The following is a 25520-nucleotide window of genomic DNA, read 5'->3' as shown; positions in this document are numbered from 1 at the left end:
CGCCGTACCCGCAGCCCCCGCAGGTCCCCATGTCCGCGGCACAGCCGCCCCCGTACCCGACGGCCCCGCAGACCTCGCACCACCCGGGACCCGGTCCCGTACCGCAGTACCCCACGGCTCCCCAGCCGCGGCCGCCTCTCCCCCAGGCGGCCGCGGCCCCGCCGCCCCCGTATCCGCACCCCCCCGCCGTCGCGCCACCCGGCTCCCCGCTGCACCCGCACCACATCGACACCGCCCACCGCGGGCGTGTCCACGTCTCCAGCCACCAGCGGCACACCGACGCCACCGCCTTCGGCAACCTGCTCCTGTACCTGCCGAACTTCCTGTGCAGTCTGGTGGTCGTCGTCCTGGTCTCGCTGCTCTTCGGCGGCCTCGGCCCTCTGGTCATACTGGCCTGGCTGGCCAGTGGCGCACTTGTCTTCCACCGGCCCACCGAAAGCGCCCTCGCACGCCATCTGCTCCGTCTGCGCTACCCCACTCCGCAAGAACGGGCCACACTTGAACCGGTCTGGCGTGAGGTCACCGCCCGTGCCGGCGTCGAGGGCCGCAACTACGAACTGTGGGTCGAGGACAGCGACAGCCTCAACGCCGTCGCCGCCGCCGGCCACATCGTGGGCGTGACGCGCTTCGCCCTGAACCAGCTGCCCAACGGCGAACTGGCCGCCGTCATGGCGCACGAGCTGGGCCACCACGTCGGCGGGCACGCCTGGTCCGGGCTGCTGGGCTACTGGTACGCGCTGCCCGGCCGGATCGCCTGGCGGCTGCTGCGTACCGTCACCGGCTTCCTGTTCCACGTGTCGCGGGCGTTCTCCTGCATCGGCGTGGCGTTCTTCGGCATCTGCGTCGGTGGCGTCGCCCTGGCCACCATCGGCACCCTGTACGGTCTGCCGCTGCTGCTCCTGGGCATGCCGTACGCCCTGGCCGCCGTCGGCCGCCGCTCCGAGCTGCGGGCCGATCAACACGCGGCGGCGCTGGGTTTCGCTCCGATGCTGGCCGCCGTGCTGGAGAAGTTGCACCAGCAGGAGCAGGCGCAGCTGGCCGCGGCCGGGCAGGGCGGAGCGCAGGAGAAGGAGGCGCCCGCCAGCAGGCTGCTGTCCTCGCATCCCGACTACCACACGCGGCTGCACCACCTGCAGGAGTACCTCCGGCCGCCGCGCTGAGGGCTCAGCCCGACGTCGCCACCACCGCCAGCAGCCCGAACAGCCCCAGGAAGACCAGCCACCCCGCCACCGACAGCCACCCGAGCACCAGCCCCGTCAGGGCCATGCCGTCGCCCGTCTCGCCGGTGCGGCGCATCTCGGACTGGGCCATGTGCCCGAGGATCACGGCCGGGATGCCGGTGAGGCCGCCGGTGGCCACGCACAGCACCCCGCACACCATGGACGCCAGCGCCTTGCCGTTGGTGCGGGGCTGCGGGCGGGGCAGGAACGCCGGCGGGACCGGGCCGTGGGGTGTCATCGGCTGGGGCGCCGGGCCCTGCGGCAGGTCGGCCACCAGGAGGGACAGCTCCCCCACCGTACGCGCCGAGTAGGCACGCGCCACCCGCTTCTCGAACTCCGGGTGGTCCAGGCGGCCCTCCCCGTACCCCGCGCGCAGCACGTCCACCGCGCGCTCGCGGTCCGCGTGGGAGGCCAGCATCGACGGGACGCCGGATCCGGGCAACGGAGGCCCCTGCCACGGAGTCGGATACGACACGGCTGCCTCCCCAGGGCCGGGACGGACAGTCCCAGTATGAGCGTTTCACCCACAGGAACGCAGCGCACGGGGCGTGCGGTTCCAGATACGCGTCCGCGGGCGCACACGCCGAAGGGCGGCCACCCCGTACGGAGTGACCGCCCTTCGGTTCAGGCGACTCGCTTACTGGTTGTACGGACCGTAGTCGTAGTCCTCCAGCGGAACGGCCTGGCCGGAGCCGGTGCCGAACGGCGAGTAGTCGATGTCGTCGTAGCCGACGGCCGAGTACATCGCGGCCTTGGCCTCCTCGGTCGGCTCGACCCGGATGTTGCGGTAGCGGGACAGACCCGTACCGGCCGGGATGAGCTTACCGATGATGACGTTCTCCTTGAGGCCGATGAGCGAGTCGGACTTGGCGTTGATCGCCGCGTCCGTGAGGACTCGCGTCGTCTCCTGGAAGGACGCCGCCGACAGCCAGGACTCCGTGGCCAGCGAGGCCTTGGTGATACCCATGAGCTGCGGACGACCGGAGGCCGGGTGACCGCCCTCCTGGACCACACGACGGTTCTCGGTCTCGAACTTCGACCGCTCGACCAGCTCGCCGGGCAGCAGCTCGGCGTCGCCGGACTCGATGATCGTCACGCGGCGCAGCATCTGCCGGATGATGATCTCGATGTGCTTGTCGTGGATCGACACGCCCTGCGAGTTGTAGACCTTCTGGACCTCGCCGACCAGGTGGACCTGGACGGCACGCTGACCCAGGATGCGCAGCACGTCGTGCGGGTTGGTGGCACCCACGGTGAGCTGCTGGCCCACCTCGACGTGCTCGCCCTCGGAGACCAGGACCTTGGCGCGCTTCGAGATCGGGTACGCCGTCTCGTCGCTGCCGTCGTCCGGGGTGACGACGAGCTTCTTCGTCTTCTCCGTCTCCTCGATCCGCACGCGGCCGGAGGCCTCGGAGATCGGGGCGACACCCTTCGGGGTACGGGCCTCGAAGAGCTCGACGACACGCGGCAGACCCTGGGTGATGTCGTCACCGGCCACACCACCGGTGTGGAAGGTACGCATCGTCAGCTGGGTGCCGGGCTCACCGATGGACTGGGCGGCGATGATGCCGACCGCCTCACCGATGTCGACCAGCTTGCCCGTGGCCAGCGAACGGCCGTAGCACATCGCGCAGGTGCCGACGGCGGACTCGCAGGTCAGGACCGAGCGGGTCTTGACCTCCTCGACGCCGCGCTGGACGAGCTCCTCGATGAGGACGTCGCCCAGGTCGGTGCCGGCCGGGGCCAGCACCTGCCCGTCGACGACGATGTCCTCGGCGAGGCAGCGCGCGTACACGGACGTCTCGACGTCGCCCTCCTTGCGGAGCACGCCCGTCTCGTCCCGGCTCGCGATCTTCAGGCGCAGACCGCGGTCGGTGCCGCAGTCCTCCTCGCGGATGATGACGTCCTGGGAGACGTCGACCAGACGACGGGTGAGGTAACCCGAGTCGGCGGTACGCAGAGCGGTGTCCGCCAGACCCTTACGGGCACCGTGCGTGGAGATGAAGTACTCCAGCACGGACAGGCCCTCACGGAACGACGCCTTGATCGGACGCGGGATCGTCTCGTTCTTCGCGTTCGACACCAGACCACGCATACCGGCGATCTGACGCATCTGCATCATGTTGCCTCGTGCACCCGAGTTCACCATCATGAAGATCGGGTTGGTCTTCGGGAAGTTGTCGTTCATCGCCTCGGCGACCTCGTTGGTCGCCTTGGTCCAGATGTTGATGAGCTCCTGCGTGCGCTCGTCCTTGGTGATCAGACCGCGCTCGTACTGCTTCTGGACCTTCTCGTCCTGCGCCTCGTAGCCCTTGACGATCTCCTTCTTCGCCTCGGGAACGACGACGTCGGAGATGGCCACGGTGACGCCGGAACGGGTCGCCCAGTAGAAGCCGGCCGCCTTCAGGTTGTCGAGCGTCGCCGCCACGATGACCTTCGGGTACCGCTCGGCGAGGTCGTTGACGATCTCGGAGAGCTGCTTCTTGCCGACCTCGTAGTCGACGAACGGGTAGTCCTCGGGCAGCAGCTCGTTGAAGAGCGCCCGGCCCAGGGTGGTGTTCAGGCGGAACGGGTCCCCCTGCTGCCACTCGGCGCCGCCCTCGGTCTCGCCGTCCTCGCCCACCGGCGGGGTCCAGCCGCGCGGCGGGATGGTGCCGACCGGGAAGCGGATGTCGATCTTCGACTGGAGCGAGAGCTCGCCCGCGTCGAAGGCCATGATCGCCTCCGCGACCGAGGCGAAGGAACGGCCCTCGCCCTTGAGGTCGCGCATCTCGCCGTCGGTGGTGAGGAAGAACAGACCGAGGACCATGTCCTGGGTCGGCATCGTCACCGGGCGGCCGTCGGCCGGCTTGAGGATGTTGTTCGAGGACAGCATCAGGATGCGGGCCTCGGCCTGCGCCTCCGCGGAGAGCGGCAGGTGGACGGCCATCTGGTCACCGTCGAAGTCCGCGTTGAACGCGGTGCAGACGAGCGGGTGGATCTGGATGGCCTTGCCCTCGACCAGCTGCGGCTCGAAGGCCTGGATGCCGAGGCGGTGCAGCGTGGGCGCACGGTTCAGCAGAACCGGGTGCTCCGCGATGACCTCTTCCAGCACGTCGTACACGACCGTGCGGCCGCGCTCGACCATGCGCTTGGCCGACTTGATGTTCTGCGCGTGGTTCAGGTCGACCAGGCGCTTCATCACGAACGGCTTGAAGAGCTCCAGCGCCATGGCCTTGGGCAGACCGCACTGGTGCAGCTTCAGCTGCGGGCCGACGACGATGACGGAACGCGCCGAGTAGTCGACTCGCTTGCCGAGCAGGTTCTGACGGAAGCGGCCCTGCTTGCCCTTGAGCATGTCGGACAGCGACTTCAGCGGACGGTTGCCGGGGCCCGTCACCGGGCGGCCACGACGGCCGTTGTCGAAGAGCGCGTCCACGGCCTCCTGGAGCATGCGCTTCTCGTTGTTCACGATGATCTCGGGCGCGCCGAGGTCGAGAAGCCGCTTCAGGCGGTTGTTGCGGTTGATGACACGGCGGTACAGGTCGTTCAGGTCGGAGGTTGCGAAGCGGCCACCGTCCAGCTGCACCATCGGACGCAGGTCCGGCGGGATGACCGGGACGCAGTCCAGGACCATGCCCTTGGGGCTGTTGGAGGTCTGCAGGAACGCGGAGACGACCTTCAGCCGCTTCAGGGCGCGGGTCTTCTTCTGGCCCTTGCCGGTGCGGATGATCTCGCGGAGCTTCTCGGCCTCCTCCTCGAGGTCGAAGGACTCCAGGCGCTTCTGCAGCGCCGCGGCGCCCATCGAGCCGTCGAAGTACGTGCCGAAGCGGTCACGCAGCTCGCGGTAGAGCAGCTCGTCGCCCTCGAGGTCCTGGACCTTGAGGTTCTTGAACCGGTTCCACACCTCGTCGAGGCGGTCGATCTCGCGCTGCGCACGGTCGCGCAGCTGCTTCATCTCACGCTCGGCGCCCTCGCGCACCTTGCGGCGGACGTCGGCCTTGGCGCCCTCGGCCTCGAGCTCGGCCAGGTCGGTCTCGAGCTTCTTGGCGCGGGCCTCCAGGTCGGCGTCCCGGCGGTTCTCGATCTGCTGACGCTCGACGGAGACGTGGGCCTCCAGCGACGGCAGGTCGCGGGTACGGCGCTCCTCGTCCACGTACGTGATCATGTACGCGGCGAAGTAGATGACCTTCTCGAGGTCCTTCGGGGCCAGGTCGAGCAGGTAGCCCAGCCGGCTCGGGACACCCTTGAAGTACCAGATGTGCGTGACGGGCGCGGCGAGCTCGATGTGGCCCATCCGCTCACGGCGCACCTTGGCGCGCGTGACCTCGACGCCACAGCGCTCACAGATGATGCCCTTGAAGCGGACGCGCTTGTACTTGCCGCAGTAGCACTCCCAGTCCCGGGTCGGACCGAAGATCTTCTCGCAGAAGAGTCCGTCCTTTTCGGGCTTGAGGGTGCGGTAGTTGATGGTCTCGGGCTTCTTGACCTCGCCGTGGCTCCACTGACGGATGTCGTCAGCGGTGGCCAGACCGATCCGGAGCTCGTCGAAGAAGTTGACGTCGAGCACTATGCGTCAATCCCTCTCAGGGTTGTAAGTCATGGGGTCTGAAACGGGGGTCCTGGGGCCGGCGGCCTTCACGGGGAAGGCCGCCGGACTCCCGTCAGACCTCTTCGACGCTGCTCGGCTCGCGCCGGGACAGGTCGATGCCAAGCTCCTCCGCTGCGCGGAAGACGTCCTCGTCGGTGTCGCGCATCTCGATGGACATGCCGTCCGAGGACAGCACCTCCACGTTCAGGCACAGGGACTGCATCTCCTTGATGAGCACCTTGAAGGACTCGGGGATGCCGGGCTCGGGGATGTTCTCGCCCTTGACGATGGCCTCGTAGACCTTCACGCGGCCGGTGACGTCGTCGGACTTGATGGTCAGCAGCTCCTGGAGCGCGTAGGCGGCCCCGTACGCCTCGAGTGCCCACACCTCCATCTCGCCGAACCGCTGGCCACCGAACTGAGCCTTACCGCCCAGCGGCTGCTGGGTGATCATGGAGTACGGACCGGTCGAACGGGCGTGCAGCTTGTCGTCGACCAGGTGGTGCAGCTTCAGGATGTACATGTAGCCGACCGAGATCGGGTCCGGGAACGGCTCACCCGAGCGGCCGTCGAACAGCCGCGCCTTGCCGCTCGGGAGCACCATGCGCTCGCCGTCGCGGTTCGGGATGGTGTGCTGCAGCAGACCCGCGAGCTCGTCCTCGCGCGCACCGTCGAACACCGGGGTGGCGACGTTGGTGCCGGGCTCGACCTTGTCGGCGCCGATGACCTGGAGCCGCTCGGCCCACTCCTCGGCGAGGCCGGAGACGTCCCAGCCACGGCTGGCGAGCCAGCCGAGGTGGATCTCCAGCACCTGTCCCGGGTTCATTCGGGACGGCACGCCGAGCGGGTTGAGGATGATGTCGACCGGGGTCCCGTCCTCGAGGAACGGCATGTCCTCGATGGGCAGGATCTTGGAGATGACGCCCTTGTTGCCGTGACGGCCGGCGAGCTTGTCACCGTCGGTGATCTTGCGCTTCTGCGCGACGTAGACGCGCACCAGCTGGTTGACACCGGGGGGAAGCTCGTCGCCCTCCTCGCGGTCGAAGACGCGGACGCCGATGACCTTGCCGGTCTCGCCGTGCGGCACCTTCAGCGAGGTGTCACGGACCTCACGGGCCTTCTCACCGAAGATCGCGCGCAGCAGGCGCTCCTCGGGGGTCAGCTCGGTCTCACCCTTCGGGGTCACCTTGCCGACGAGGATGTCGCCGGCGATGACCTCGGCGCCGATGCGGATGATGCCGCGCTCGTCGAGGTCGGCGAGGACCTCCTCGGAGACGTTCGGGATGTCCCGGGTGATCTCCTCGGGGCCGAGCTTGGTGTCACGGGCGTCGACCTCGTGCTCCTCGATGTGGATCGAGGAGAGGACGTCGTCCTGCACGAGGCGCTGCGACAGGATGATCGCGTCCTCGTAGTTGTGACCCTCCCACGGCATGAACGCCACGAGCAGGTTCTTGCCGAGCGCCATCTCGCCGTTCTCGGTGGCCGGACCGTCGGCGAGGACCTGGCCCTCGATGATCCGGTCGCCCTCGGCGACGATGACCTTCTGGTTGACCGAGGTGCCCTGGTTGGAGCGGGAGAACTTGGCCAGGCGGTACGTGATGTACGTGCCGTCGTCGTTGGCCGTGGTGATGTAGTCCGCGGAGACCTCCTGGACCACACCCGCCTTCTCCGCCTTGACCACGTCACCGGCGTCGACGGCGGAGCGGTACTCCATGCCGGTGCCGACGAGCGGGGCCTCGGACTTAATCAGCGGCACGGCCTGACGCATCATGTTCGCGCCCATGAGGGCACGGTTGGCGTCGTCGTGCTCGAGGAACGGGATCATGGCGGTCGCGACCGACACCATCTGGCGCGGCGAGACGTCCATGTAGTCGACCTCGTCGCCGGGGACGTAGTCGACCTCGCCGCCGCGGCGGCGGACCAGGATGCGGTTCTCGACGAAGCGCATGTCGTCGCCGAGCGGCGCGTTGGCCTGCGCGATGACGAAGCGGTCCTCCTCGTCGGCGGTCAGGTAGTCCACCTCGTCGGTGACCTGGCCGTCGACGACCTTGCGGTACGGCGTCTCGATGAAGCCGAACGGGTTGATCCGCCCGTAGGAGGCGAGCGAACCGATCAGACCGATGTTCGGGCCTTCGGGCGTCTCGATCGGGCACATGCGGCCGTAGTGCGAGGGGTGCACGTCACGGACCTCGAAGCCGGCCCGCTCACGGGAGAGACCACCCGGGCCGAGGGCGTTCAGACGACGCTTGTGCGTCAGCCCCGACAGCGGGTTGTTCTGGTCCATGAACTGGGACAGCTGGCTGGTGCCGAAGAACTCCTTGATGGAGGCGACGACCGGCCGGATGTTGATCAGGGTCTGCGGCGTGATCGCCTCGACGTCCTGGGTGGTCATGCGCTCGCGCACGACGCGCTCCATACGGGCGAGACCCGTACGGACCTGGTTCTGGATCAGCTCGCCGACGTTGCGGATGCGGCGGTTGCCGAAGTGGTCGATGTCGTCGGTCTCGACGATGATCGTCCGGCCCGACTCGCCGACCGTCTCGGTCTCACCGGCGTGCAGCTTCACCAGGTACTTGATGGTGGCGATGATGTCGTCGGTGGTGAGCACGCCGGCGTCGAGCGGCTGGTCGCCGCCGAGCTTCTTGTTCACCTTGTAGCGGCCGACCTTGGCGAGGTCGTAGCGCTTGGGGTTGAAGTAGAGGTTCTCGAGCAGCGTCTGCGCGGCCTCACGGGTGGGGGGCTCGCCCGGACGCAGCTTGCGGTAGATGTCGAGCAGCGCGTCGTCCTGGCCCTGGGTGTGGTCCTTCTCCAGGGTGGCGCGCATGGACTCGTACTCGCCGAACTCCTCGAGGATCTGCTCGGTGGTCCAGCCGAGCGCCTTCAGGAGGACGGTGACGGACTGCTTGCGCTTGCGGTCGATGCGCACACCGACCATGTCGCGCTTGTCGATCTCCATCTCCAGCCAGGCACCCCGGGACGGGATGATCTTGGCGGAGAAGATGTCCTTGTCGGACGTCTTGTCGATGGAGGAGTCGAAGTAGACGCCGGGCGAGCGCACCAGCTGGGACACCACGACACGCTCGGTGCCGTTGATGACGAAGGTGCCCTTGTTCGTCATGAGCGGGAAGTCGCCCATGAAGACGGTCTGGGACTTGATCTCGCCGGTCTCGTTGTTGGTGAACTCGGCCGTGACGAAGAGCGGGGCGGCGTACGTGAAGTCGCGCTCCTTGCACTCGTCGATGGAGTTCTTCGGCGGCTCGAAGCGGTGGTCGCGGAAGGTCAGCGACATCGACCCGGAGAAGTCCTCGATCGGGGAGATCTCTTCGAAGATCTCCTCCAGACCGGACTTGGTGGGGACGTCGTGCCCGTTCTCGAGAGCCTCCTCGACGCGAGCCTTCCACGCGTCGTTGCCGAGCAGCCAGTCAAAGCTCTCGGTCTGCAGCGCGAGAAGGTTCGGAACCTCGAGGGGCTCCTTGATCTTTGCAAAGGAGATGCGCAGCGGGGCGGTGCTGGCGCCGTTGTTCGTATTCGCGGTCGAGGCGTTGCGCGAGGCGGCCAAGAGGGGGTCCTTCCGAGGGCTCGGACTCACTACGCGCGTACCGGCCCCCCACTGGGCGCAGAGACGGACATTCCAGGTCGGAAGTGATCCGGTCGTCCATGCTCGAGTGAGGGCATGCCCCTGGTGACGGGCAGGGGACAGCTAACAGGCAGCGCAAAGGGTCAGTGTAGCCACTTGGCACACTGATGTCCAGTGCGGTGTACGAGACCGGTTGGAGGCCCTCGTTGTCATCAACTCCTGCGGCAAGGCGCTGCCCTCAACGCACGGTGATACTGCCCTCTTTGCCGTCGATCCATGCCTCGGATTCGGATCCTTGTGACGACGCGTCCTGAGAATTGCGCGCTGCGTGCGGTTCGTCAAGGGCCCCCCTTGCCCGAACCGCCGCCGTCCGGCTCATCTCCGCGGCCCCTCGGAGGCACAACGAAGATCACCATACCCCCCGCCGTCCCGGGTGCAAGGCAGTCGCCGCCGACCCCCCGGAACGCCGAAGAGCGACCACCCGGATGGATGATCGCTCCTCAGCGCTTGAGCGTTACACGCCTCTGGAGGCGCGTGACGGATCCCTGCGGACCCGGAAGGTCTTACTTGACCTCGACGGAGGCGCCGGCGCCCTCGAGGGCCTCCTTGGCCTTGTCGGCGGCTTCCTTGTTGACCTTCTCGAGGACCGGCTTCGGGGTGCCGTCGACGAGGTCCTTGGCCTCCTTCAGACCCAGGGAGGTCAGCTCGCGCACGACCTTGATGACCTGGATCTTCTTGTCGCCGGCGCCGGTGAGGACGACGTCGAACTCGTCCTTCTCCTCGACGGCCTCGGCGGCAGCGCCGCCGCCCTGGCCGGCGACGACGACCGGGGCGGCCGCGGCGGCGGTGACGTCGAACTTCTCCTCGAAAGCCTTCACGAACTCGGAGAGCTCGATGAGGGTCATCTCCTCGAACTGGGCCAGCAGCTCGTCCTGGGTGAGCTTCGCCATGATGGCGGTCCTTCCACTAAATCGGCAGGTGCCGGGTGTACTGGGTGAGGCGGGCGTTACTCGGGCCCGCATCGGTCCTCACCTCATGCGGTGAGGGCCGGAAAGCGAGCCGAATTACTCGGCACCGCCCTGCTCGTCCTGCTTGGCACGGAGCGCGTCCACGGTGCGGACGAGCTTCGACGGCAGCGCCTGGAAGACGGAGGCAGCCTGGGACTGCTTCGCCTTGAAGGCACCGGCCAGCTTGGAGAGCAGCACCTCGCGGGACTCGAGGTCCGCGAGCTTCTTGATCTCGTCGGCGGACATCGCCTTGCCGTCAAGGACACCGCCCTTGATGACGAGATTCGGGTTGTCCTTGGCGAAGTCACGAAGACCCTTCGCCGACTCCACCGGGTCACCGGTGACGAAGGCGACCGCCGTCGGGCCAGCGAAGAGCTGGTCGTCGAGCGTGATCCCGGCCTCGTTGGCCGCAATCTTGGTCAGCGTGTTCTTCACCACGGCGTACTGGGCGTTCTCACCGAGCGAACGACGCAGCGTCTTGAGCTGCGCCACGGTGAGACCGCGGTACTCGGTCAGCACGGCGGCGTTGGAGCTGCGGAACTTGTCCGTCAGCTCGGCAACCGCGGCAGCCTTGTCGGGCCTCGCCATAGAGCCTCGGCCTCCTTCCGGGTGATTCGGACCGCGCGGACCCGAAGGAGGACTGGGGAAAACGAAACGCCCCGGGCGCAGGCGCACGGGGCGAAGCTCAACCGGATCTCCGCGCCTTGCGGCGGCGGCCTTCCGGGAACTCTTCCACTGACACCTGCGCGGGTCGTCCGCAGTTCAGCGGATCCTTCGGCCACCGCACCCTCTTACGAGCGCACGGCAACGACCAGCGGTCTTTGGCTTCCTCGGAAGAGTACGTGACCGGATCGGCGTCAGGCAAATCGGCCGACCGGGGGCTCCCGACGCGTCCTCGGCGCCGGGAGCCGACGGCTCACAGGCCGGCTCGGGGGGCTAGGAAGCCGCCCCCGCGCCCAGCGACTCCAGCTCCTTCATCAGCTCCATGAAGTCGAAGGTCTCGCCCGCGGCCGGCGCCTTGACCTCGGCCTTGGCGCCGTAGTCGGAGTAGTGGGCGGTCATCTTCATCGTGCCCTCGGTCATGGTCATGCCGACGACCATCTTGGCCGGGTAGTTGTCCTCGTTGACCCAGACCTCCGTGTCGTAGCCCTTCAGGCCCGTCTTCTTCATGTTGGCGACGAGCTGCTCGCGCTCCGCCTTGGTGAACAGCCCGTCGAGCGCCTTGTTGGTGTCGAGCATCTCCTCGACCGTCAGCCTGCCCTTGTAGTGCTGCGTCTCGACGCCGTCGACCTTGTCCGGGCCCACGTGCTTCAAGCTGGGCGAGCCCAGCAGCAGGGCGAGCTGCTGCGCCGGGTCCTGGTTCATGTTCTCCAGGCCGCCGGTCATCTGCTTCTGGACCTCAGGGTCACCGGTCGCGTCGGCGAGGGCCTTGAAGTCCATCTTCATCCAGCGCTTGCCGTCCATCTGCGCGGCCTGCTCGGCACCCATGTCCATGTACATGGCACCGTCCAGCATGATCATGCGGACCTGCTGGGGCCCGCCCGGGGCGCCCGCGGTGAGGGCGGAGCCCTTCATGGTGACGTCCATGACCGCCGGGTCCCACCCCTGCACCCCGGACATCTCCATGGTGCCGCCGCCGTCCAGCCCGGCCGGCATGGTCATCGTCATCCGAACCTTCGAGGACTTCGCCTCGGAGGTCTTCTTGAAGGCCGCCTGAAGGACCTCCGTCGCCTCGTTCTGCGTTTGCGCCTTGGAGCCTGACGAGCCCGCGGCCTTCTTGCTCCCGCCCCCGTCACCGTCCTGGCACCCCGCCAGGCCCACGACGACCGCCGCGGCCGTCAGACAGACACCCGCGCGCTTCCATGCGGCCATGGCCATGAATACCCACCCCTGATGTTTCGGCTTACTTCGTATGTGATTCCTGTGAACGGTAACCCACCGCACCGACACAGACGTACGAAAAAACCCGTCCCCGCGCCCGAGTTGGGCGCGAGGACGGGTTCTGTCACGCGTGCGCGAGTCCGGCCGTCGGCCGGCTCACCCGGCTGCTCAGACGGCGGCCGGGTCCTCCTCGACGAGGAGGTTGCGGGTGCGGTTCGGGTCGAGCGGGATGCCGGGGCCCATCGTGGTGCTGATGGCGGCCTTCTTGATGTAGCGACCCTTGGCGGCGGACGGCTTCAGACGGAGGATCTCCTCCAGGGCCGCGCCGTAGTTCTCCACCAGCTTGGTGTCGTCGAACGACGTCTTGCCGATGATGAAGTGCAGGTTCGCGTGCTTGTCGACACGGAACTCGATCTTGCCGCCCTTGATGTCGTTGACAGCCTTGGCGACGTCCGGGGTCACGGTGCCGGTCTTCGGGTTCGGCATCAGACCACGGGGACCGAGCACGCGGCCGAGGCGGCCGACCTTGCCCATGAGGTCCGGGGTGGCGACGACGGCGTCGAAGTCCAGACGGCCCTTCGACACCTCGTCGATCAGTTCGTCGGCGCCGACGATGTCGGCGCCCGCGGCACGCGCGGCCTCGGCACGGTCACCGGTCGCGAAGACCAGGACCCGGGCGGTCTTACCGGTGCCGTGCGGGAGGTTCACGGTGCCACGGACCATCTGGTCGGCCTTGCGCGGGTCGACACCCAGACGGAAGGCGACCTCGACGGTGCCGTCGAACTTGGTCGTGGACGTCTCCTTGGCGAGACGGACGGCCTCGAGCGGGGCGTACTGCTTCTCCCGGTCGATCTTGGCGTCCGCAGCGCGGAGAGACTTGCTGCGCTTGCTCACTGAAAGCTCCTGTGCGTTCGAGGAGTTGTGGTCCGGGCCGAGCCGGCCCTGCCACTACTGCTTGGCTTACGGGGGTGGAGGTCAGCCCTCGACCGTGATGCCCATGGAACGGGCGGTGCCGGCGATGATCTTCGACGCGGCGTCCAGGTCGTTGGCGTTGAGGTCGGGCATCTTGGTCGTGGCGATCTCACGGACCTGGTCGGCGGTGATCTTCGCGACCTTGGTCTTGTGCGGCTCGCCGGAGCCCTTCTCCACGCCCGCGGCCTTGAGGATCATCTTCGCGGCCGGCGGGGTCTTCGTGATGAAGGTGAAGGAACGGTCCTCGTAGACCGTGATCTCCACCGGGATGACCCAACCGCGCTGCGACTCCGTCGCGGCGTTGTAGGCCTTGCAGAACTCCATGATGTTGACGCCGTGCTGACCCAGCGCGGGGCCGACCGGCGGGGCCGGGTTCGCGGCACCGGCCTGGATCTGGAGCTTGATGAGCCCCGTGACCTTCTTCTTCTTGGGAGGCATGGCTCTCCGGGTCCTTTCGAATTCGGGTCCTGCCCAGGTCCCGGAAGAGTTCCGGAACGCAGGCATACCGCACAACGATAACGGGTATGGATGCGCGGCCAAAAACCGAGCAGGTCAGACAAACGCGCGAGCGTTCGCCTGACCTGCGCGGAAGCTGTGAATCAGCCGGTCCAGAAGGCTAGTTCTTCTGGATCTGGTCGAAGGAGAGCTCGACCGGCGTCTCGCGGCCGAAGATCTCCACCAGGCCCTTGACCTTCTTGGAGTCGGGGTTGATCTCGTTGATGGTCGCCTGCAGCGTGGCGAACGGGCCGTCGGTGACGGTGACCGAGTCGCCGACCTCGAAGTCCAGCACCTGGACCTCGACCTTGCGCTGCGGAGCCGGCTTGCCCTCGGCCTCGGCGGCCTCGCGGGCGGCCTTCTCCTCGGCCTCCGGGGCGAGCATCTTGACGATCTCGTCCAGCGTCAGCGGGTAGGGGTCGTAGGCGTTGCCCACGAAGCCGGTGACACCCGGGGTGTTGCGGACGACGCCCCAGGACTCGTTCGTCAGGTCCATGCGGACCAGGACGTAGCCCGGGAGCTTGTTCTGCTTGATCGTCTTGCGGTCGCCGTTCTTGATCTGGACGACCTCTTCCTGCGGCACCTCGGCCTGGAAGATGTAGTCCTCGACGTTGAGCGAGACGGCGCGCTGCTCGAGGTTGGTCTTCACGCGGTTCTCGTAGCCCGCGTAGGTGTGGATGACGTACCACTCGCCGGGGAGCGTCCGCAGTTCCTCGCGGAGCTTCTCGACCGGGTCGCGGTCGTCCTCCGGCTCGGCCTCGGCCTCTTCCGTGGCCTCGGCGGACTCCTCGTCCGCGGCCTCGGTGTCGGTGGCGTCGGCGTCGGTGGTGTCGGCAGCCTCGGCCTCGGCGGAGGCCTCGGTGTCCTCGACGTCCGCGGCCTCGACGGCGGCGAGCGCGTCCTCGGCGGACTCGGCCCCTTCGCCGTAAGGCTCGACGGCGTCGTTCACGTTCGGGTCAGACACGGTGGCTGCTTCTTCCTGGATACATAGGGGTGGAACATGCGAAAGGAGCGCCGGGTACCTCGGCGCTCTTCGCTCGGGGATCAGCCGAAGACGTACTTGGCGGCGTTGCTGAGGCCATAGTCGATCAGGGTGATCAGGCCGATCATCAGGACCACGAAGACGATCACCGCGGTCGTGTACGACGTCAGCTGGTTGCGCGTGGGCCAGACGACCTTGCGGAGTTCCGCGACGATCTGGCGGTAGAAGAGCGCGAGACGCTTCAGAGGGCCCTTCTTGGCACGCTTGCCGCCCTTGCGGGGCTTCTTCTCCTGGGCATCAGGCATGTCGATGGAGCCCACGGCGTCCGTCACTCGTCCTCACCTGATTCCGGGTCGTGGCCGTGCCGCGCCCGGTCTGAGCCGCACGGCGGTGCATTGCTGTACGTACATGCGCACACATCCTGGCGAAGGTGTGTGTAGCAGGGCCGGAGGGACTTGAACCCCCAACCGCTGGTTTTGGAGACCAGTGCTCTACCAATTGAGCTACGACCCTTTGTGCGTCCCCCAACGTACCGCATCCGGCCGGGTGCTTGGTGTGCACCGGCTGAGCGCGGCCCGCTGAAGGCCAACGAGGTGAGAGTGTACGTGTTCCTGGGCCGGGCGTCGAACAGAAAGTGCCTGGGAGGGGGCTCACCGGCCACACGAAGGCCGGTGATCGTCCTGGCCACACCGCCCGCGGACACGTGATGCGGACTGGTGTTCCACCCTTTGCCCGGTGTTGTTCAGTCCGTGAAACCGCTGTGCCGAGTGTGTTTCGTGTCTGGAACGATGGGCCTCATGAGCGCTGCAACCCCTCCCACCGAGCGCCGGGTCTCCGCCCGAGTCGGCGCGATCTCCGAGTCCGCCACCCTCGCCGTGGACGCCAAGGCCAAGGCCCTCAAGGCCGCCGGGCGACCGGTGATCGGCTTCGGCGCCGGTGAGCCCGACTTCCCGACGCCGGACTACATCGTCGAGGCCGCGATCGAGGCCTGCAAGAACCCCAAGTACCACCGGTACACCCCGGCCGGCGGCCTGCCCGAGCTGAAGCAGGCGATCGCCGCCAAGACGCTGCGCGACTCCGGCTACGAGGTCGACCCGGCCCAGATCCTGGTCACCAACGGCGGCAAGCAGGCCATCTACGAGGCCTTCGCCGCGATCCTCGACCCGGGCGACGAGGTCATCGTCCCCGCGCCGTACTGGACGACGTACCCCGAGTCGATCCGGCTGGCGGGCGGTGTCCCGGTCGAGGTCGTCGCCGACGAGACCACCGGCTACCGGGTGAGCGTGGAGCAGCTGGAGGCGGCCCGCACGGAGAACACCAAGGTTCTCCTGTTCGTCTCGCCCTCCAACCCGACCGGCGCCGTCTACAGCCGCGAGCAGATCGAGGAGATCGGCCGCTGGGCCGCCGAGAAGGGCCTGTGGGTCCTCACGGACGAGATCTACGAGCACCTGGTCTACGGGGACGCCGAGTTCCACTCCCTGCCGGTGGTCGTACCCGAGCTGGCCGACAAGTGCGTCGTCGTCAACGGCGTCGCCAAGACGTACGCCATGACCGGCTGGCGGGTCGGGTGGGTCGTCGGCCCGAAGGACGTCGTGAAGGCCGCGACCAACCTTCAGTCGCACGCCACGTCGAACGTGTCGAACGTCGCGCAGGCCGCCGCCCTCGCCGCCGTCTCCGGCGACCTGGACGCGGTCGCCACGATGCGTGAGGCGTTCGACCGCCGCCGCAAGACCATCGTGCGGATGCTCAACGAGATCGACGGCGTGGTCTGCCCCGAGCCCGAGGGCGCGTTCTACGCGTACCCGTCGGTGAAGGCGCTGGTCGGCAAGGAGATCCGCGGCAAGCGCCCGCAGAACACGGTCGAGCTGGCCGCGCTGATCCTGGAGGAGGCCGAGGTCGCGGTGGTCCCCGGTGAGGCGTTCGGCACGCCGGGCTACCTGCGGCTGTCCTACGCGCTGGGCGACGAGGACCTCGTCGAGGGCGTGAGCCGCATCCAGAAGCTGCTGGCGGAGGCGCGGGACTGACGTCCCTTCCGTTCCGCTCCGGGGGCGCCCAGGACTGGCCTGGGCGCCCCCGATCGTCTGTGCGAGCAAGACCACGTCCGGGGAAAGCGCTACCGGGACGGCGGTGACGTGCGGCAGGATCGGCGGATGGAGCGTGTACGTGATGTCTCTGAGCTGCCGAAGGCCCACCTGCATCTGCACTTCACCGGGTCCATGCGGCCCAGCACCCTGCTGGAGCTGGCCGACAAGTACGGGGTGCGCCTGCCGGAGGCGCTGACCGACGCCCTGACCGGCGGGGAGCCGCCCCGGCTGCGGGCCACGGACGAACGCGGCTGGTTCCGCTTCCAGCGCCTGTACGACGCGGCGCGCTCGTGCATCAGATCACCCGAGGACATCCAGCGCTTGGTGCGGGAGGCGGCCGAGGAGGACATCCGGGACGGCTCCGGCTGGCTGGAGATCCAGGTCGACCCGACCTCGTACGCGCCGCGGCTGGGCGGGCTGATCCCGGCCCTGGAGATCATCCTCGACGCGGTGGACTCCGCGTCCCGTGACACCGGGCTCGGCATGCGGGTGCTGGTGGCCGCCAACCGGATGAAGCACCCCCTGGACGCCCGCACGCTGGCCCGCCTCGCCGTGCGCTACGCCGACCGGGGGATCGTCGGCTTCGGCCTCTCCAACGACGAGCGGCGCGGCATGGCCCGCGACTTCGACCGGGCGTTCGCCATCGCCCGGGACGGCGGGCTGCTGTCGGCTCCGCACGGCGGCGAACTGGCCGGGCCGGCGTCGGTCCGTGACTGCCTGGACGACCTGGACGCGCACCGCATCGGCCACGGCGTGCGGGCGGCGGACGACCCGCGGCTGATGAAGCGGCTCGCGGACCGGGGCGTCACCTGCGAGGTGTGCCCGGCGTCGAACGTCGCCCTCGGCGTCTACGACAAGCTGGCGGACGTGCCGCTGCGCACGCTGTTCGACGCGGGTGTGCCGATGGCGCTGGGCGCGGACGACCCGCTGCTGTTCGGCTCCCGGCTGGCGGCGCAGTACGAGATCGCGCGGCGGCACCACGACTTCACGGACGCGGAGCTGGCCGAGCTGGCCCGGCAGTCGATCCGGGGCTCGGCGGCGCCGGAGGACGTCAAGGAGAAGCTGCTGTCCGACGTCGACGCCTGGCTGACCGCCCCGGTGGGGTGAAGTGGGCGTAGGGCGGATACGCCTTGTAGCAGATCAGGACCTCGTGCGGGTGCCCTCCGCCCGGTTGCTGGACGAGGCCGGGAAGGGCCGACACCATCGCGAGCCGTCCCTGCGTGACGCCCTTCTGACTCGGCCCCCAGCCGGCCGCGTAGGCGAAGGACGTGGCCGCCTCGGCGAAGACATCCCGGCTGCCGAAGAGGAAGAAGGTGCGGGCGTGCAGGGCGTGCCGCAGTTCGTCCCGGCAGCCGGGGAGCGCGGCGCGCTCGCGCCAGGCGGACGCGTCACGGCCGGTACGCGCCTCGTCGGTCCGCACGGTCAGAGACGTGCCCTGTCCCAGCGCGCGGCGCAGCCGCGGCCACTGGCTCGGGCGCAGTCCGTAGGAGTGGTGGGCCACGACGAGGTCCACACGCTCCCCCTGGCCCTCGTCGGGCGGCACCGTGTCGCGCAGCGGCACATGGACGACGGTGCGGCGGGAGTACGCGGCGAAGAGAACAGGCCGGCGAGGCGGTTCAGCCCGTCGTGGTCGCCGAGGAGCAGGCCGATGGGCTCGGGGGCGAACAGCGACGTGTGGCGCAGCGGCCGGTGCGGCTGGACGACACGGTGTTCGTGCGGCCCTGTGCGGGGCCGGTACTGGAGCAGTCTCAGCTGCATGCGGGGAGCCTCACCGGCCCATGGTCACGGCCGTGTGAGCCCTTTGGCAACGGAGTTCGCGGCTAGAGGCCGACGCCCACCATGACCGGCTCGTTCACCAGGGTGATCCCGAACGCCTCGCGGACGCCCGCCACGACCTCGCGGGCCAGCGCCAGCAGGTCCTCCGTGGTGGCCTCGCCGCGGTTGGTCAGCGCGAGGGTGTGCTTGGTGGAGATGCGGGCGGGCCCGCTGCCGTATCCCTTGGTGAAGCCGGCCTTGTCGATCAGCCAGGCCGCGGAGGTCTTGGTGCGTCCCTCGCCTGCGGGGTAGGCGGGCGGCTCCACGCCGTCCCCCAACCGCTCCCGCACGCGTGTACGGAATGCGGCGAACGTCTCGTCGTCGAGGATCGGGTTGGTGAAGAAGGAGCCGGCCGACCAGGTGTCGTGGTCCTCCGGGTCCAGCACCATGCCCTTGCCGGCGCGGAGCTTCAGGACCGTGTCGCGGGCGGTGGCCAGTGGGACCCGCTCGCCGGGAGCGACGCCGAGCACGCGGGCGGTCTCGGCGTACTTGACCGGGCCGGACATGCCGTCGGCGTCCTCGAGGCGGAAGCGGACGCGCAGGACGACGTACCGCTCGGGGTCGGCCTTGAAGCGGCTGTGCCGGTAGGAGAAGGCGCACTCCTCGTTGGAGAGCGTGACGGTCTCTCCGGAGCGCCGGTCGTAGGCGACGACCTCGGTGATCGTCGAGGCGACCTCCTGGCCGTAGGCGCCGACGTTCTGGATGGGGGTGGCGCCGGCGGAGCCGGGGATGCCGGCCAGGCACTCGATGCCGGCGAGTCCGGCTTCGACACTGGCGGCGACGGCGTCGGTCCACACCTCTCCCGCGGCCAGTTCCAGGCCGGTGCCGTCGAGGGTGACGCCCTTGGTGGCGACGACGAGCGCGGTGCCGTCGAAGCCCTTGTCACCGATGACCAGGTTGGAGCCGCCGCCGATGACCAGCAGCGGGGTGCCCGCGGCGTCGGCCTCGCGGACGGCGGCGATCACCTCGTCGTCGGTGGTCGCGGTGACCAGCCGGGTGGCGGGGCCGCCCAGCCGGAAGGTGGTCAGCGGGGCGAGGGGGGCGTCGTGGAGTTCCTGCACGGGCTCAAGACTACGAGACGGCGCCGCCGCCCCCGCTCCCCCGCCGTCGGGTCCGGTTCAGGCGAGCCGGACGACCGCCCGGGAGGCGCCCAGGACCTTCTGCCCGGCACTGGTGGCGACGAGGTCCACCCGCACGGTGTTGTCGTCGAGCTTGGCGGCGACCTTGCCGCTGACCTCGATGACGGCGCCCTTGTCGTCGTCCGGGACGACGACCGGGCGGGTGAAGCGGACGCCGTACTCGACGACCGCGCCCGGGTCGCCCGCCCAGTCGGTCACGACGCGGATCGCCTCGGCCATGGTGAACATGCCGTGCGCGATGACGTCCGGGAGGCCCACCTCCTTGGCGAACCGCTCGTTCCAGTGGATGGGGTTGAAGTCGCCGGAGGCTCCCGCGTACTGGACGAGGGTGGCGCGCGTCGCGGGGAACGTCTGCGCGGGCAGCTCGGTGCCGACCTCGACGTCGGCGTAGGAGATCTTCGCCGTCATGGTGTGGTTCACGCCTCCTCGGCCGCGCGGGCCACCAGCTTGGTCCAGGCGGTCACGACGTGCTCGCCGTCCTGGTCGTGCACCTCGCCACGGATGTCCAGTATGTCGTTGCCCGCCATCGTCCGGATGGTCTCGATGGTGGACGTGACCGTGAGCCGGTCGCCGGCGCGCACGGGCCGGTTGTAGGCGAACTTCTGGTCGCCGTGCACGACGCGGCTGTAGTCGAGGCCGAGCTGCGGGTCGGCGACGACCTGGCCCGCGGCCTTGAACGTGATGGCGAACACGAAGGTCGGCGGGGCGATCACGTCGGGGTGGCCGAGCGCTCGGGCCGCCTCCGTGTCCGTGTACGCCGGGTTGGCGTCCCCCACTGCCTCGGCGAACTCGCGGATCTTCTCCCGGCCCACCTCGTAGGGCTCGGTGGGCGGGTAGGTCCGCCCCACGAAGGACTGGTCGAGCGCCATGCGCGCGGCACCTCCTGTGTCGGTCCAGGACCGACGTGTCTCACGGTGTGTGGTGTCGGTGGGGAAACGACACGAGGCCGCCCCCCGAGTGGGGGGACGGCCTCGTGTACGAGCCTGTTTTATCGCGTCTCGCGGTGCGCGGTGTGCGCATTGCAACGCGGGCAGTGCTTCTTCATCTCAAGACGGTCCGGGTTGTTACGCCGGTTCTTCTTGGTGATGTAGTTCCGCTCCTTGCACTCCACGCAGGCCAGCGTGATCTTCGGGCGGACGTCGGTGGCAGCCACGTGAGTGCTCCTTGACGAACGGATGGACTTGATTAACGCAAGAAGAGTAGCCGATCGAAGGACCGACCCCGCAATCGGCTACTGTCTGTAGCGGTGACCGGACTTGAACCGGTGACACAGCGATTATGAGCCGCTTGCTCTACCGACTGAGCTACACCGCTTTGATGCGATCGGGCCCCGCCTCGCGGCGGGAACCTCTCACACCAGAGCCCCAAAACGGAATCGAACCGTTGACCTTCTCCTTACCATGGAGACGCTCTGCCGACTGAGCTATTGGGGCGAGCGATGAAGACATTACACGGTCCGCCGCCGTTCGCCCAAATCCGTTTCCGCCCTCCGTCACCCTCCCGGACGGAGGGGCCACGCCGGTACGACTATTGCGCTCCTCCCGGCGCGGGACGGGGGGCCGTCCTAGGCTCGTCTCACTCTGCGTGATCTTGTCTCAGCGTGACGTGCGTCCTCGTGCGCAGCCCGAGCCCCAGGAGCGCGATGCCCGACAACCGGCCGCAGCCACCGTCCCAGCCGTGGTCCTCGCCCTCCGGTTCCGGTCCGGCCGACTCTCCCGCGCTGCTCCTGTGCGGCGCCCGCCTCACGGACGGCCGGACCGTGGACGTACGGCTGGGCGGCGGGCGCATCGAGGCCGTCGGCACGGCGGGCAGCCTCACGGCGGACGCCACCCGCGCGTGCGTGCCCCGGCTCGACCTCGCCGGCTACCTGCTGCTGCCGGCCCCGGCCGAACCGCACGCCCACGCCGACACCGCCCTGTCGGCCGAGGGCCCGGGCCCGGTCTCCCAGGACCCCCAGGACGTGCAGCGGCGGGCGACGGAGGCGGCGCTGCTCCAGCTCGGGCACGGGGCGACGGCCCTGCGCGCGCACGTGCGCGTGGGCGACATGGCGGGGCTCGGCGCGCTGCGGGCCGTGCTGCGTGCGGCGCGCTCGCTGCGCGGCCTGACCGAGCTGACCACGGTGGCGATGCCCCGGGTGCTGACCGGGGTGGCCGGGGCGGACGGGCTGGCGGTGCTGCGGGACGCGGTGAAGATGGGCGCGTCCGTGGTGGGCGGCTGCCCGGACCTCGACCCCGACCCCACGGGCTACGTGGAGACGGTGCTGGAGACGGCCTCCGAGCACGGCCTGCCGGTCGACCTGCACACCGACGCGTCCGACCCGGCCCGGCTGGCCCGCCTCGCGGCGATCGCGGGCGGGCTGCGGCCGGGGGTGACGCTCGGCCCGTGCGGGGGCCTGTCCGCCCTCCCCGCCGACGTCGCCGCCCGTACGGCGGAGCGGCTCGCGGCGGCCGGGGTGACGGTGGTGTGCCTGCCCCAGGGCGGCTGCGGCGCCTCGGAGGGCCGGGACGCGGCACCGGTGCGGCTGCTGCGCGCGGCGGGCGTACGGGTGGCGGCGGGCAGCGGCTCGCTGCGGGACGTGTCGAACCCGGTGGGCCGGGGCGACCCCCTGGAGGCGGCGTATCTGCTGGCCTCCTGTCAGGGCCTGTCTCCCGAGGACGCGTACGCGGCGGTGAGCACGCGGGCGCGGGCGGCGATGGGGCTGCCGGAGGTGCGGGTGGAGGCGGGCTTCCCCGCCGACCTGCTGGCGGTTCGGGGCGACGGCCTGCCGGCCGCGCTGTCCCTGGCGTACAGCCGGATCGTGGTGCACGGGGGGCGGGTGGTGGCCCGCACGAGCGCGGTGCGGGAGTACTGCGACTCGGCGGCGTCGGGCTCGGGGCCGGGGCTGCCGCGGCAGGGGCGGGGGCCCGCGTAAGAGGTTCCCCCGGTCGGGCGAGTCCTGCCGCGGTGTGGCGCGGCTGGTCGCACGGCGGACGGGCCCGGTACGACGTACGGTCGAAGACATGCGCATTGTCATCGCTGGTGGTCATGGTCAGATCGCGCTGCGGCTCGAGCGGTTGCTCGCCGCGCGCGGGGACGAGGCGGCGGGCCTCATCCGCAAACCCGAACAGGCGGACGACCTGCGGGAGCTGGGCGCGGAGCCGATCGTGCTCGACCTGGAGTCGGCGTCCGTGGAGGAGGTCGCGGAAGTCCTGAAGGGCGCGGACGCCGCGGTGTTCGCGGCGGGCGCCGGGCCGGGCAGCGGCGTGGACCGCAAGGACACGGTGGACCGCGCGGCGGCGGTCCTGTTCGCGGACGCGGCGGTGCGGGCGGGCGTACGGCGGTTCGTCATCGTGTCGTCGATGGGCGCGGACGCGGAGCACCAGGGGGACGAGGTCTTCGACGTGTACCTGCGCGCCAAGGGCGAGGCGGACGCGTACGTGCGGAGCCTGGACGGTCTGGACTGGACGATTCTGCGGCCGGGTCAGCTGACGGACGAGCCGGGCACGGGCCAGGTACGCCTGGAGGCCCGCACGGGCCGCGGCCCGATCCCCCGCGACGACGTGGCGGCCGTCCTGGCGGAACTGGTCGACACGCCGGCGACGGCGGGCCTCACCCTGGAACTGATCAGCGGCTCGACGCCGGTTCCGGTGGCGGTCAGGTCGGTCGCGGGCAACTGAGCGCGGCGGACGGCCGGTTCAGAAGAGGGGCATCTGCCCGGGGAACGGCGGCACGACGTAACCGTCCAACGACGGCTGCTCGGGGCCCGGTCGGGCCGGCCGGCGGGACCCCGGGCAGGAGGTCAGCTCCCCGCTGCCGTGGGCGCCGGGCGGATCGTGCCGCGCGTATCGCCCGGCGACGACGGCGATCTCACGACGGCACTCGGGGCAGGGACGGCGGCGGGGTGACATGGGTCCAGTGTGCCTGTGCCCGTCGGTGCCGGGGTGTCAGCTCGCGGCGACCAGGGCCGCGAGGTGCGGCGACGCCCTGTCCTGCCGGACCCCTGCCGGACCGCGGATTCGGTCAACCCTTTTTGACGAAGGGTGGGTCGGGGGTGATAGCCGCGCGCCGAACTGTTCAGGCTGGTCCGGCATGTGCACACGGAGGAAGACGTGCAGGCCACGGATCAGGACGTCCCGCCGGCGTACGCCACGGCGCAGGCCCCGCTGATGACGGGCCGGTTGGCGCAGGCGCGGAACACCGCCACGGAAGCGCTGAAGACGGACGGGCCCAGCGCCCAACTCTTCCTGGTGCTGGGGCAGGCTCACCCGGCCGAGGACGACGACGATCACGACAACCGGGCCGAAGCGGCTCACCAGGAAGGCCTGCGGGAGTTTCCCGACGACCTCGGACTGCTCGCGGCGTACGCGGAGCTGTGTCTGCGCAGTGACCACCTCGACCGCCCGGCCAGGTTCCGGCGGGGCCCCGGCTCACCGAGCGGCTGCGTGAGCTGGCACCCGGCTCCACGGCGGCGCTGAGGGTGGAGCAGATACTGGCACCGGCCCACGGACAGGCAGCCCTGCCTGGTTGAGCCCACGGCCGGCGAGAAGGCACAGGGGCCGGCCGGACGACCCTCACCTGTACCGGCGCAACTGCCCGATGGTGAAAGCGAGTGCGAGCCGGGTGAGGAGTGGCGAGCCGGTGGGCTCCAGGCGCAGCACCCATTCAGGCATGCGACTGACGCTCCGGGCCGCCATCACGCCCCGGTCGTCCCGGAACTCGTAGGCACCCCGCTTCGTGCCCGGGGCAGGCACGACGGAGCCCACCCACGCACCGTCCAGAGCCAGCAGCGCGTAGCCGCCGGGTGAGTTGTCGCCGGCTCGGCGGATGATGTGCCCGGACACACCGGAGGGGTCCCGGACCACCAGTTCCGGCGCGGACGTCCCGGCGCGGCGCATCTCGACCCGGAACAGGGGCTGTCCTGCGGGGTCGCGCACCTCCCAGTGCGTCGTCTTCACCCCGGGGGCGGCAGGCGCGGGCCGGGGAAGCGTGACCGCCGAAGCCGAGGGCCGGCCGTCGGGCGTGCGCGCGCCCTTGCCCGTGACGATCAGCACATTTCCGGGGGCGCCGGGTTCCGCGAGGAGCCGGCGGGCGCGCTTCCCTGCGCGGACCTGCATCACCGTCAGGGCGCCGAACGAGGCCAGCCAGAACGCCGACAGGGAGACAGGCGCAGCGGCGGCCTTGAGCCCGGGAAGGTACGGCCCCAACGGGCCGACGCGCACCTCGACGGTGCGTCCCGCGTCGCTGCGGCTGAGACCGTAGATCTCGCCGGAGCCCGTGTCACCGTCGGCGGTGCGCCAGGTCCCCGTGCACGTGAGCGGGGACCGGCCGGATCCCCGATGGCACTCGGCGACCTGCGCGGTGGCCCGCTCTCCGGCCATGAAGGTGTACGTCAGCACCGCGGGCCAGAAGAGTCCGCCGATCATCGCCAGGGGTATGGCGGCACGGAAGAGTATGTGGGACACGGGTCGCTCCTCGACCCTGTCGTTACAGCGCGCTGCATACGAAGAAACCCCCTCCGTACTGCTTTTCAGCAGTTCGGAGGGGGTTTCCCTCAGTGTGGCGGCGCCAGGATTCGAACCTGGGAAGGCTGAGCCGGCAGATTTACAGTCTGCTCCCTTTGGCCGCTCGGGCACACCGCCGGGGTTGCTGCGCGGAACCCCGCCTTCCGGCGGTGCTCGCTGGCAACGACGTAAACAATACCCGATGGACAGGGGTGCTCCGCCACCCGATTGATCGCCGTCCCGGGCCCCGGGGTGACTAGGCTGGTCCGGATGCGGTCCGGGGCCGATGCCGGGCCTG

The 25520-nt window shown here is 69.5% G+C and carries 22 protein-coding genes, 4 tRNA genes and 1 pseudogene; 6 read left to right on the top strand and 21 right to left on the bottom strand.

The window, feature by feature from the left end:
* Nucleotides 1-29: 29 nt before the first annotated feature.
* Entirely contained in the window at nt 30-1160 is a 1131-nt protein-coding gene (locus tag ACQZOG_RS17500) for a M48 family metalloprotease (protein WP_359520348.1), read from the top strand.
* Between the two features lie 4 nt (nt 1161-1164).
* Here the strand turns inward: ACQZOG_RS17500 and ACQZOG_RS17495 are convergent, their stop codons facing one another.
* The 11 genes from ACQZOG_RS17495 to ACQZOG_RS17445 form a co-directional block, all read right to left on the bottom strand.
* A complete protein-coding gene (locus ACQZOG_RS17495) occupies nt 1165-1695 on the bottom strand; it encodes a DUF1707 and DUF4190 domain-containing protein (protein WP_359498706.1) in 531 nt (176 codons plus the stop codon).
* A gap of 162 nt (nt 1696-1857) precedes the next feature.
* Entirely contained in the window at nt 1858-5769 is a 3912-nt protein-coding gene (locus ACQZOG_RS17490; RefSeq protein WP_033272478.1) for a DNA-directed RNA polymerase subunit beta', read from the bottom strand.
* A gap of 94 nt (nt 5770-5863) precedes the next feature.
* A complete protein-coding gene (gene rpoB, locus ACQZOG_RS17485; RefSeq protein WP_033272479.1) occupies nt 5864-9349 on the bottom strand; it encodes a DNA-directed RNA polymerase subunit beta in 3486 nt (1161 codons plus the stop codon).
* 581 nt (nt 9350-9930) lie between these two features.
* A complete protein-coding gene (gene rplL / locus ACQZOG_RS17480) occupies nt 9931-10317 on the bottom strand; it encodes a 50S ribosomal protein L7/L12 (RefSeq protein ID WP_033272480.1) in 387 nt (128 codons plus the stop codon).
* Nucleotides 10318-10431: 114 nt separating this feature from the next.
* Entirely contained in the window at nt 10432-10962 is a 531-nt protein-coding gene (rplJ, locus tag ACQZOG_RS17475) for a 50S ribosomal protein L10 (RefSeq protein WP_019525220.1), read from the bottom strand.
* Nucleotides 10963-11310: 348 nt separating this feature from the next.
* Nucleotides 11311-12252, bottom strand: coding sequence for a hypothetical protein (locus tag ACQZOG_RS17470; protein ID WP_380827043.1), 942 nt, complete (start codon nt 12250-12252; stop codon nt 11311-11313).
* A 171-nt stretch (nt 12253-12423) separates the two neighbouring features.
* Nucleotides 12424-13149: a 50S ribosomal protein L1 gene (gene rplA, locus ACQZOG_RS17465; RefSeq protein ID WP_033272482.1), complete on the bottom strand. Its 726-nt coding sequence runs from the start codon at nt 13147-13149 to the stop codon at nt 12424-12426.
* Nucleotides 13150-13230: 81 nt separating this feature from the next.
* Nucleotides 13231-13665 (bottom strand): 50S ribosomal protein L11, encoded by a 435-nt coding sequence (gene rplK, locus ACQZOG_RS17460; RefSeq protein ID WP_024883170.1) that lies wholly within the window; start codon nt 13663-13665, stop codon nt 13231-13233.
* A gap of 178 nt (nt 13666-13843) precedes the next feature.
* Nucleotides 13844-14686, bottom strand: a complete 843-nt coding sequence (gene nusG, locus ACQZOG_RS17455) for a transcription termination/antitermination protein NusG (RefSeq protein WP_037641051.1) — start codon at nt 14684-14686, stop codon at nt 13844-13846.
* An 80-nt stretch (nt 14687-14766) separates the two neighbouring features.
* A complete protein-coding gene (secE, locus tag ACQZOG_RS17450) occupies nt 14767-15036 on the bottom strand; it encodes a preprotein translocase subunit SecE (protein ID WP_033272484.1) in 270 nt (89 codons plus the stop codon).
* A 108-nt stretch (nt 15037-15144) separates the two neighbouring features.
* Nucleotides 15145-15217, bottom strand: a tRNA-Trp gene (locus tag ACQZOG_RS17445).
* A gap of 284 nt (nt 15218-15501) precedes the next feature.
* Here ACQZOG_RS17445 and ACQZOG_RS17440 point away from each other — a divergent pair.
* Together ACQZOG_RS17440 and ACQZOG_RS17435 are read left to right on the top strand one after the other, a co-directional pair.
* Nucleotides 15502-16728, top strand: coding sequence for a pyridoxal phosphate-dependent aminotransferase (locus ACQZOG_RS17440; protein ID WP_033272485.1), 1227 nt, complete (start codon nt 15502-15504; stop codon nt 16726-16728).
* A gap of 126 nt (nt 16729-16854) precedes the next feature.
* Nucleotides 16855-17895 carry an adenosine deaminase gene (locus ACQZOG_RS17435; protein ID WP_058916771.1) on the top strand — a complete coding sequence of 347 codons (1041 nt, stop codon included), beginning with the start codon at nt 16855-16857 and terminating at the stop codon, nt 17893-17895.
* Here ACQZOG_RS17435 and ACQZOG_RS17430 read toward each other — a convergent pair.
* The 7 genes and pseudogenes from ACQZOG_RS17430 to ACQZOG_RS17400 form a co-directional block, all read right to left on the bottom strand.
* Nucleotides 17840-18546 (bottom strand): annotated as a pseudogene (locus ACQZOG_RS17430) (hypothetical protein). The gene ACQZOG_RS17435 and the pseudogene ACQZOG_RS17430 overlap by 56 nt on opposite strands.
* Nucleotides 18547-18608: 62 nt before the next feature.
* Nucleotides 18609-19664 (bottom strand): UDP-N-acetylmuramate dehydrogenase, encoded by a 1056-nt coding sequence (locus tag ACQZOG_RS17425; RefSeq protein ID WP_033272487.1) that lies wholly within the window; start codon nt 19662-19664, stop codon nt 18609-18611.
* A gap of 57 nt (nt 19665-19721) precedes the next feature.
* Nucleotides 19722-20150, bottom strand: a complete 429-nt coding sequence (locus tag ACQZOG_RS17420; protein WP_193456089.1) for a MaoC family dehydratase — start codon at nt 20148-20150, stop codon at nt 19722-19724.
* An 8-nt stretch (nt 20151-20158) separates the two neighbouring features.
* Nucleotides 20159-20611 (bottom strand): MaoC family dehydratase N-terminal domain-containing protein, encoded by a 453-nt coding sequence (locus tag ACQZOG_RS17415; protein ID WP_033272488.1) that lies wholly within the window; start codon nt 20609-20611, stop codon nt 20159-20161.
* Nucleotides 20612-20730: 119 nt separating this feature from the next.
* Nucleotides 20731-20895 (bottom strand): 50S ribosomal protein L33, encoded by a 165-nt coding sequence (gene rpmG / locus ACQZOG_RS17410; RefSeq protein WP_003948671.1) that lies wholly within the window; start codon nt 20893-20895, stop codon nt 20731-20733.
* An 88-nt stretch (nt 20896-20983) separates the two neighbouring features.
* Nucleotides 20984-21056 (bottom strand) — tRNA-Met (locus ACQZOG_RS17405).
* A gap of 46 nt (nt 21057-21102) precedes the next feature.
* Nucleotides 21103-21175, bottom strand: a tRNA-Thr gene (locus tag ACQZOG_RS17400).
* 209 nt (nt 21176-21384) lie between these two features.
* Here ACQZOG_RS17400 and ACQZOG_RS17395 point away from each other — a divergent pair.
* Together ACQZOG_RS17395 and ACQZOG_RS17390 are read left to right on the top strand one after the other, a co-directional pair.
* Nucleotides 21385-22653: an amidohydrolase family protein gene (locus ACQZOG_RS17395; protein ID WP_193456069.1), complete on the top strand. Its 1269-nt coding sequence runs from the start codon at nt 21385-21387 to the stop codon at nt 22651-22653.
* 88 nt (nt 22654-22741) lie between these two features.
* Complete coding sequence (locus ACQZOG_RS17390; RefSeq protein ID WP_033272490.1) at nt 22742-23398, top strand: SDR family oxidoreductase; 657 nt, start codon at nt 22742-22744, stop codon at nt 23396-23398.
* Nucleotides 23399-23416: 18 nt separating this feature from the next.
* On the opposite strand, the gene ACQZOG_RS17385 is transcribed toward ACQZOG_RS17390, so the two are convergent.
* Nucleotides 23417-23629: a hypothetical protein gene (locus tag ACQZOG_RS17385; protein WP_078492980.1), complete on the bottom strand. Its 213-nt coding sequence runs from the start codon at nt 23627-23629 to the stop codon at nt 23417-23419.
* A gap of 201 nt (nt 23630-23830) precedes the next feature.
* On the opposite strand from ACQZOG_RS17385, the gene ACQZOG_RS17380 reads away from it, so the two are divergent.
* Complete coding sequence (locus ACQZOG_RS17380) at nt 23831-24196, top strand: hypothetical protein (protein WP_193456068.1); 366 nt, start codon at nt 23831-23833, stop codon at nt 24194-24196.
* Between the two features lie 96 nt (nt 24197-24292).
* Here ACQZOG_RS17380 and ACQZOG_RS17375 read toward each other — a convergent pair whose 3' ends face one another.
* Both ACQZOG_RS17375 and ACQZOG_RS17370 read right to left on the bottom strand, forming a co-directional pair.
* Nucleotides 24293-25183: a hypothetical protein gene (locus ACQZOG_RS17375; RefSeq protein WP_193456067.1), complete on the bottom strand. Its 891-nt coding sequence runs from the start codon at nt 25181-25183 to the stop codon at nt 24293-24295.
* Nucleotides 25184-25278: 95 nt separating this feature from the next.
* Nucleotides 25279-25360, bottom strand: a tRNA-Tyr gene (locus ACQZOG_RS17370).
* Between the last annotated feature and the right edge of the window lie 160 nt (nt 25361-25520).

The sequence above is a fragment of the Streptomyces sp. P13-3-3 genome (genome assembly GCF_050571355.1).
GTDB lineage: Bacteria > Actinomycetota > Actinomycetes > Streptomycetales > Streptomycetaceae > Streptomyces > Streptomyces althioticus.
The sequence above is the reverse complement of the archived record's forward strand: the minus strand, read 5'-3'. Positions and strand labels throughout refer to the sequence as shown.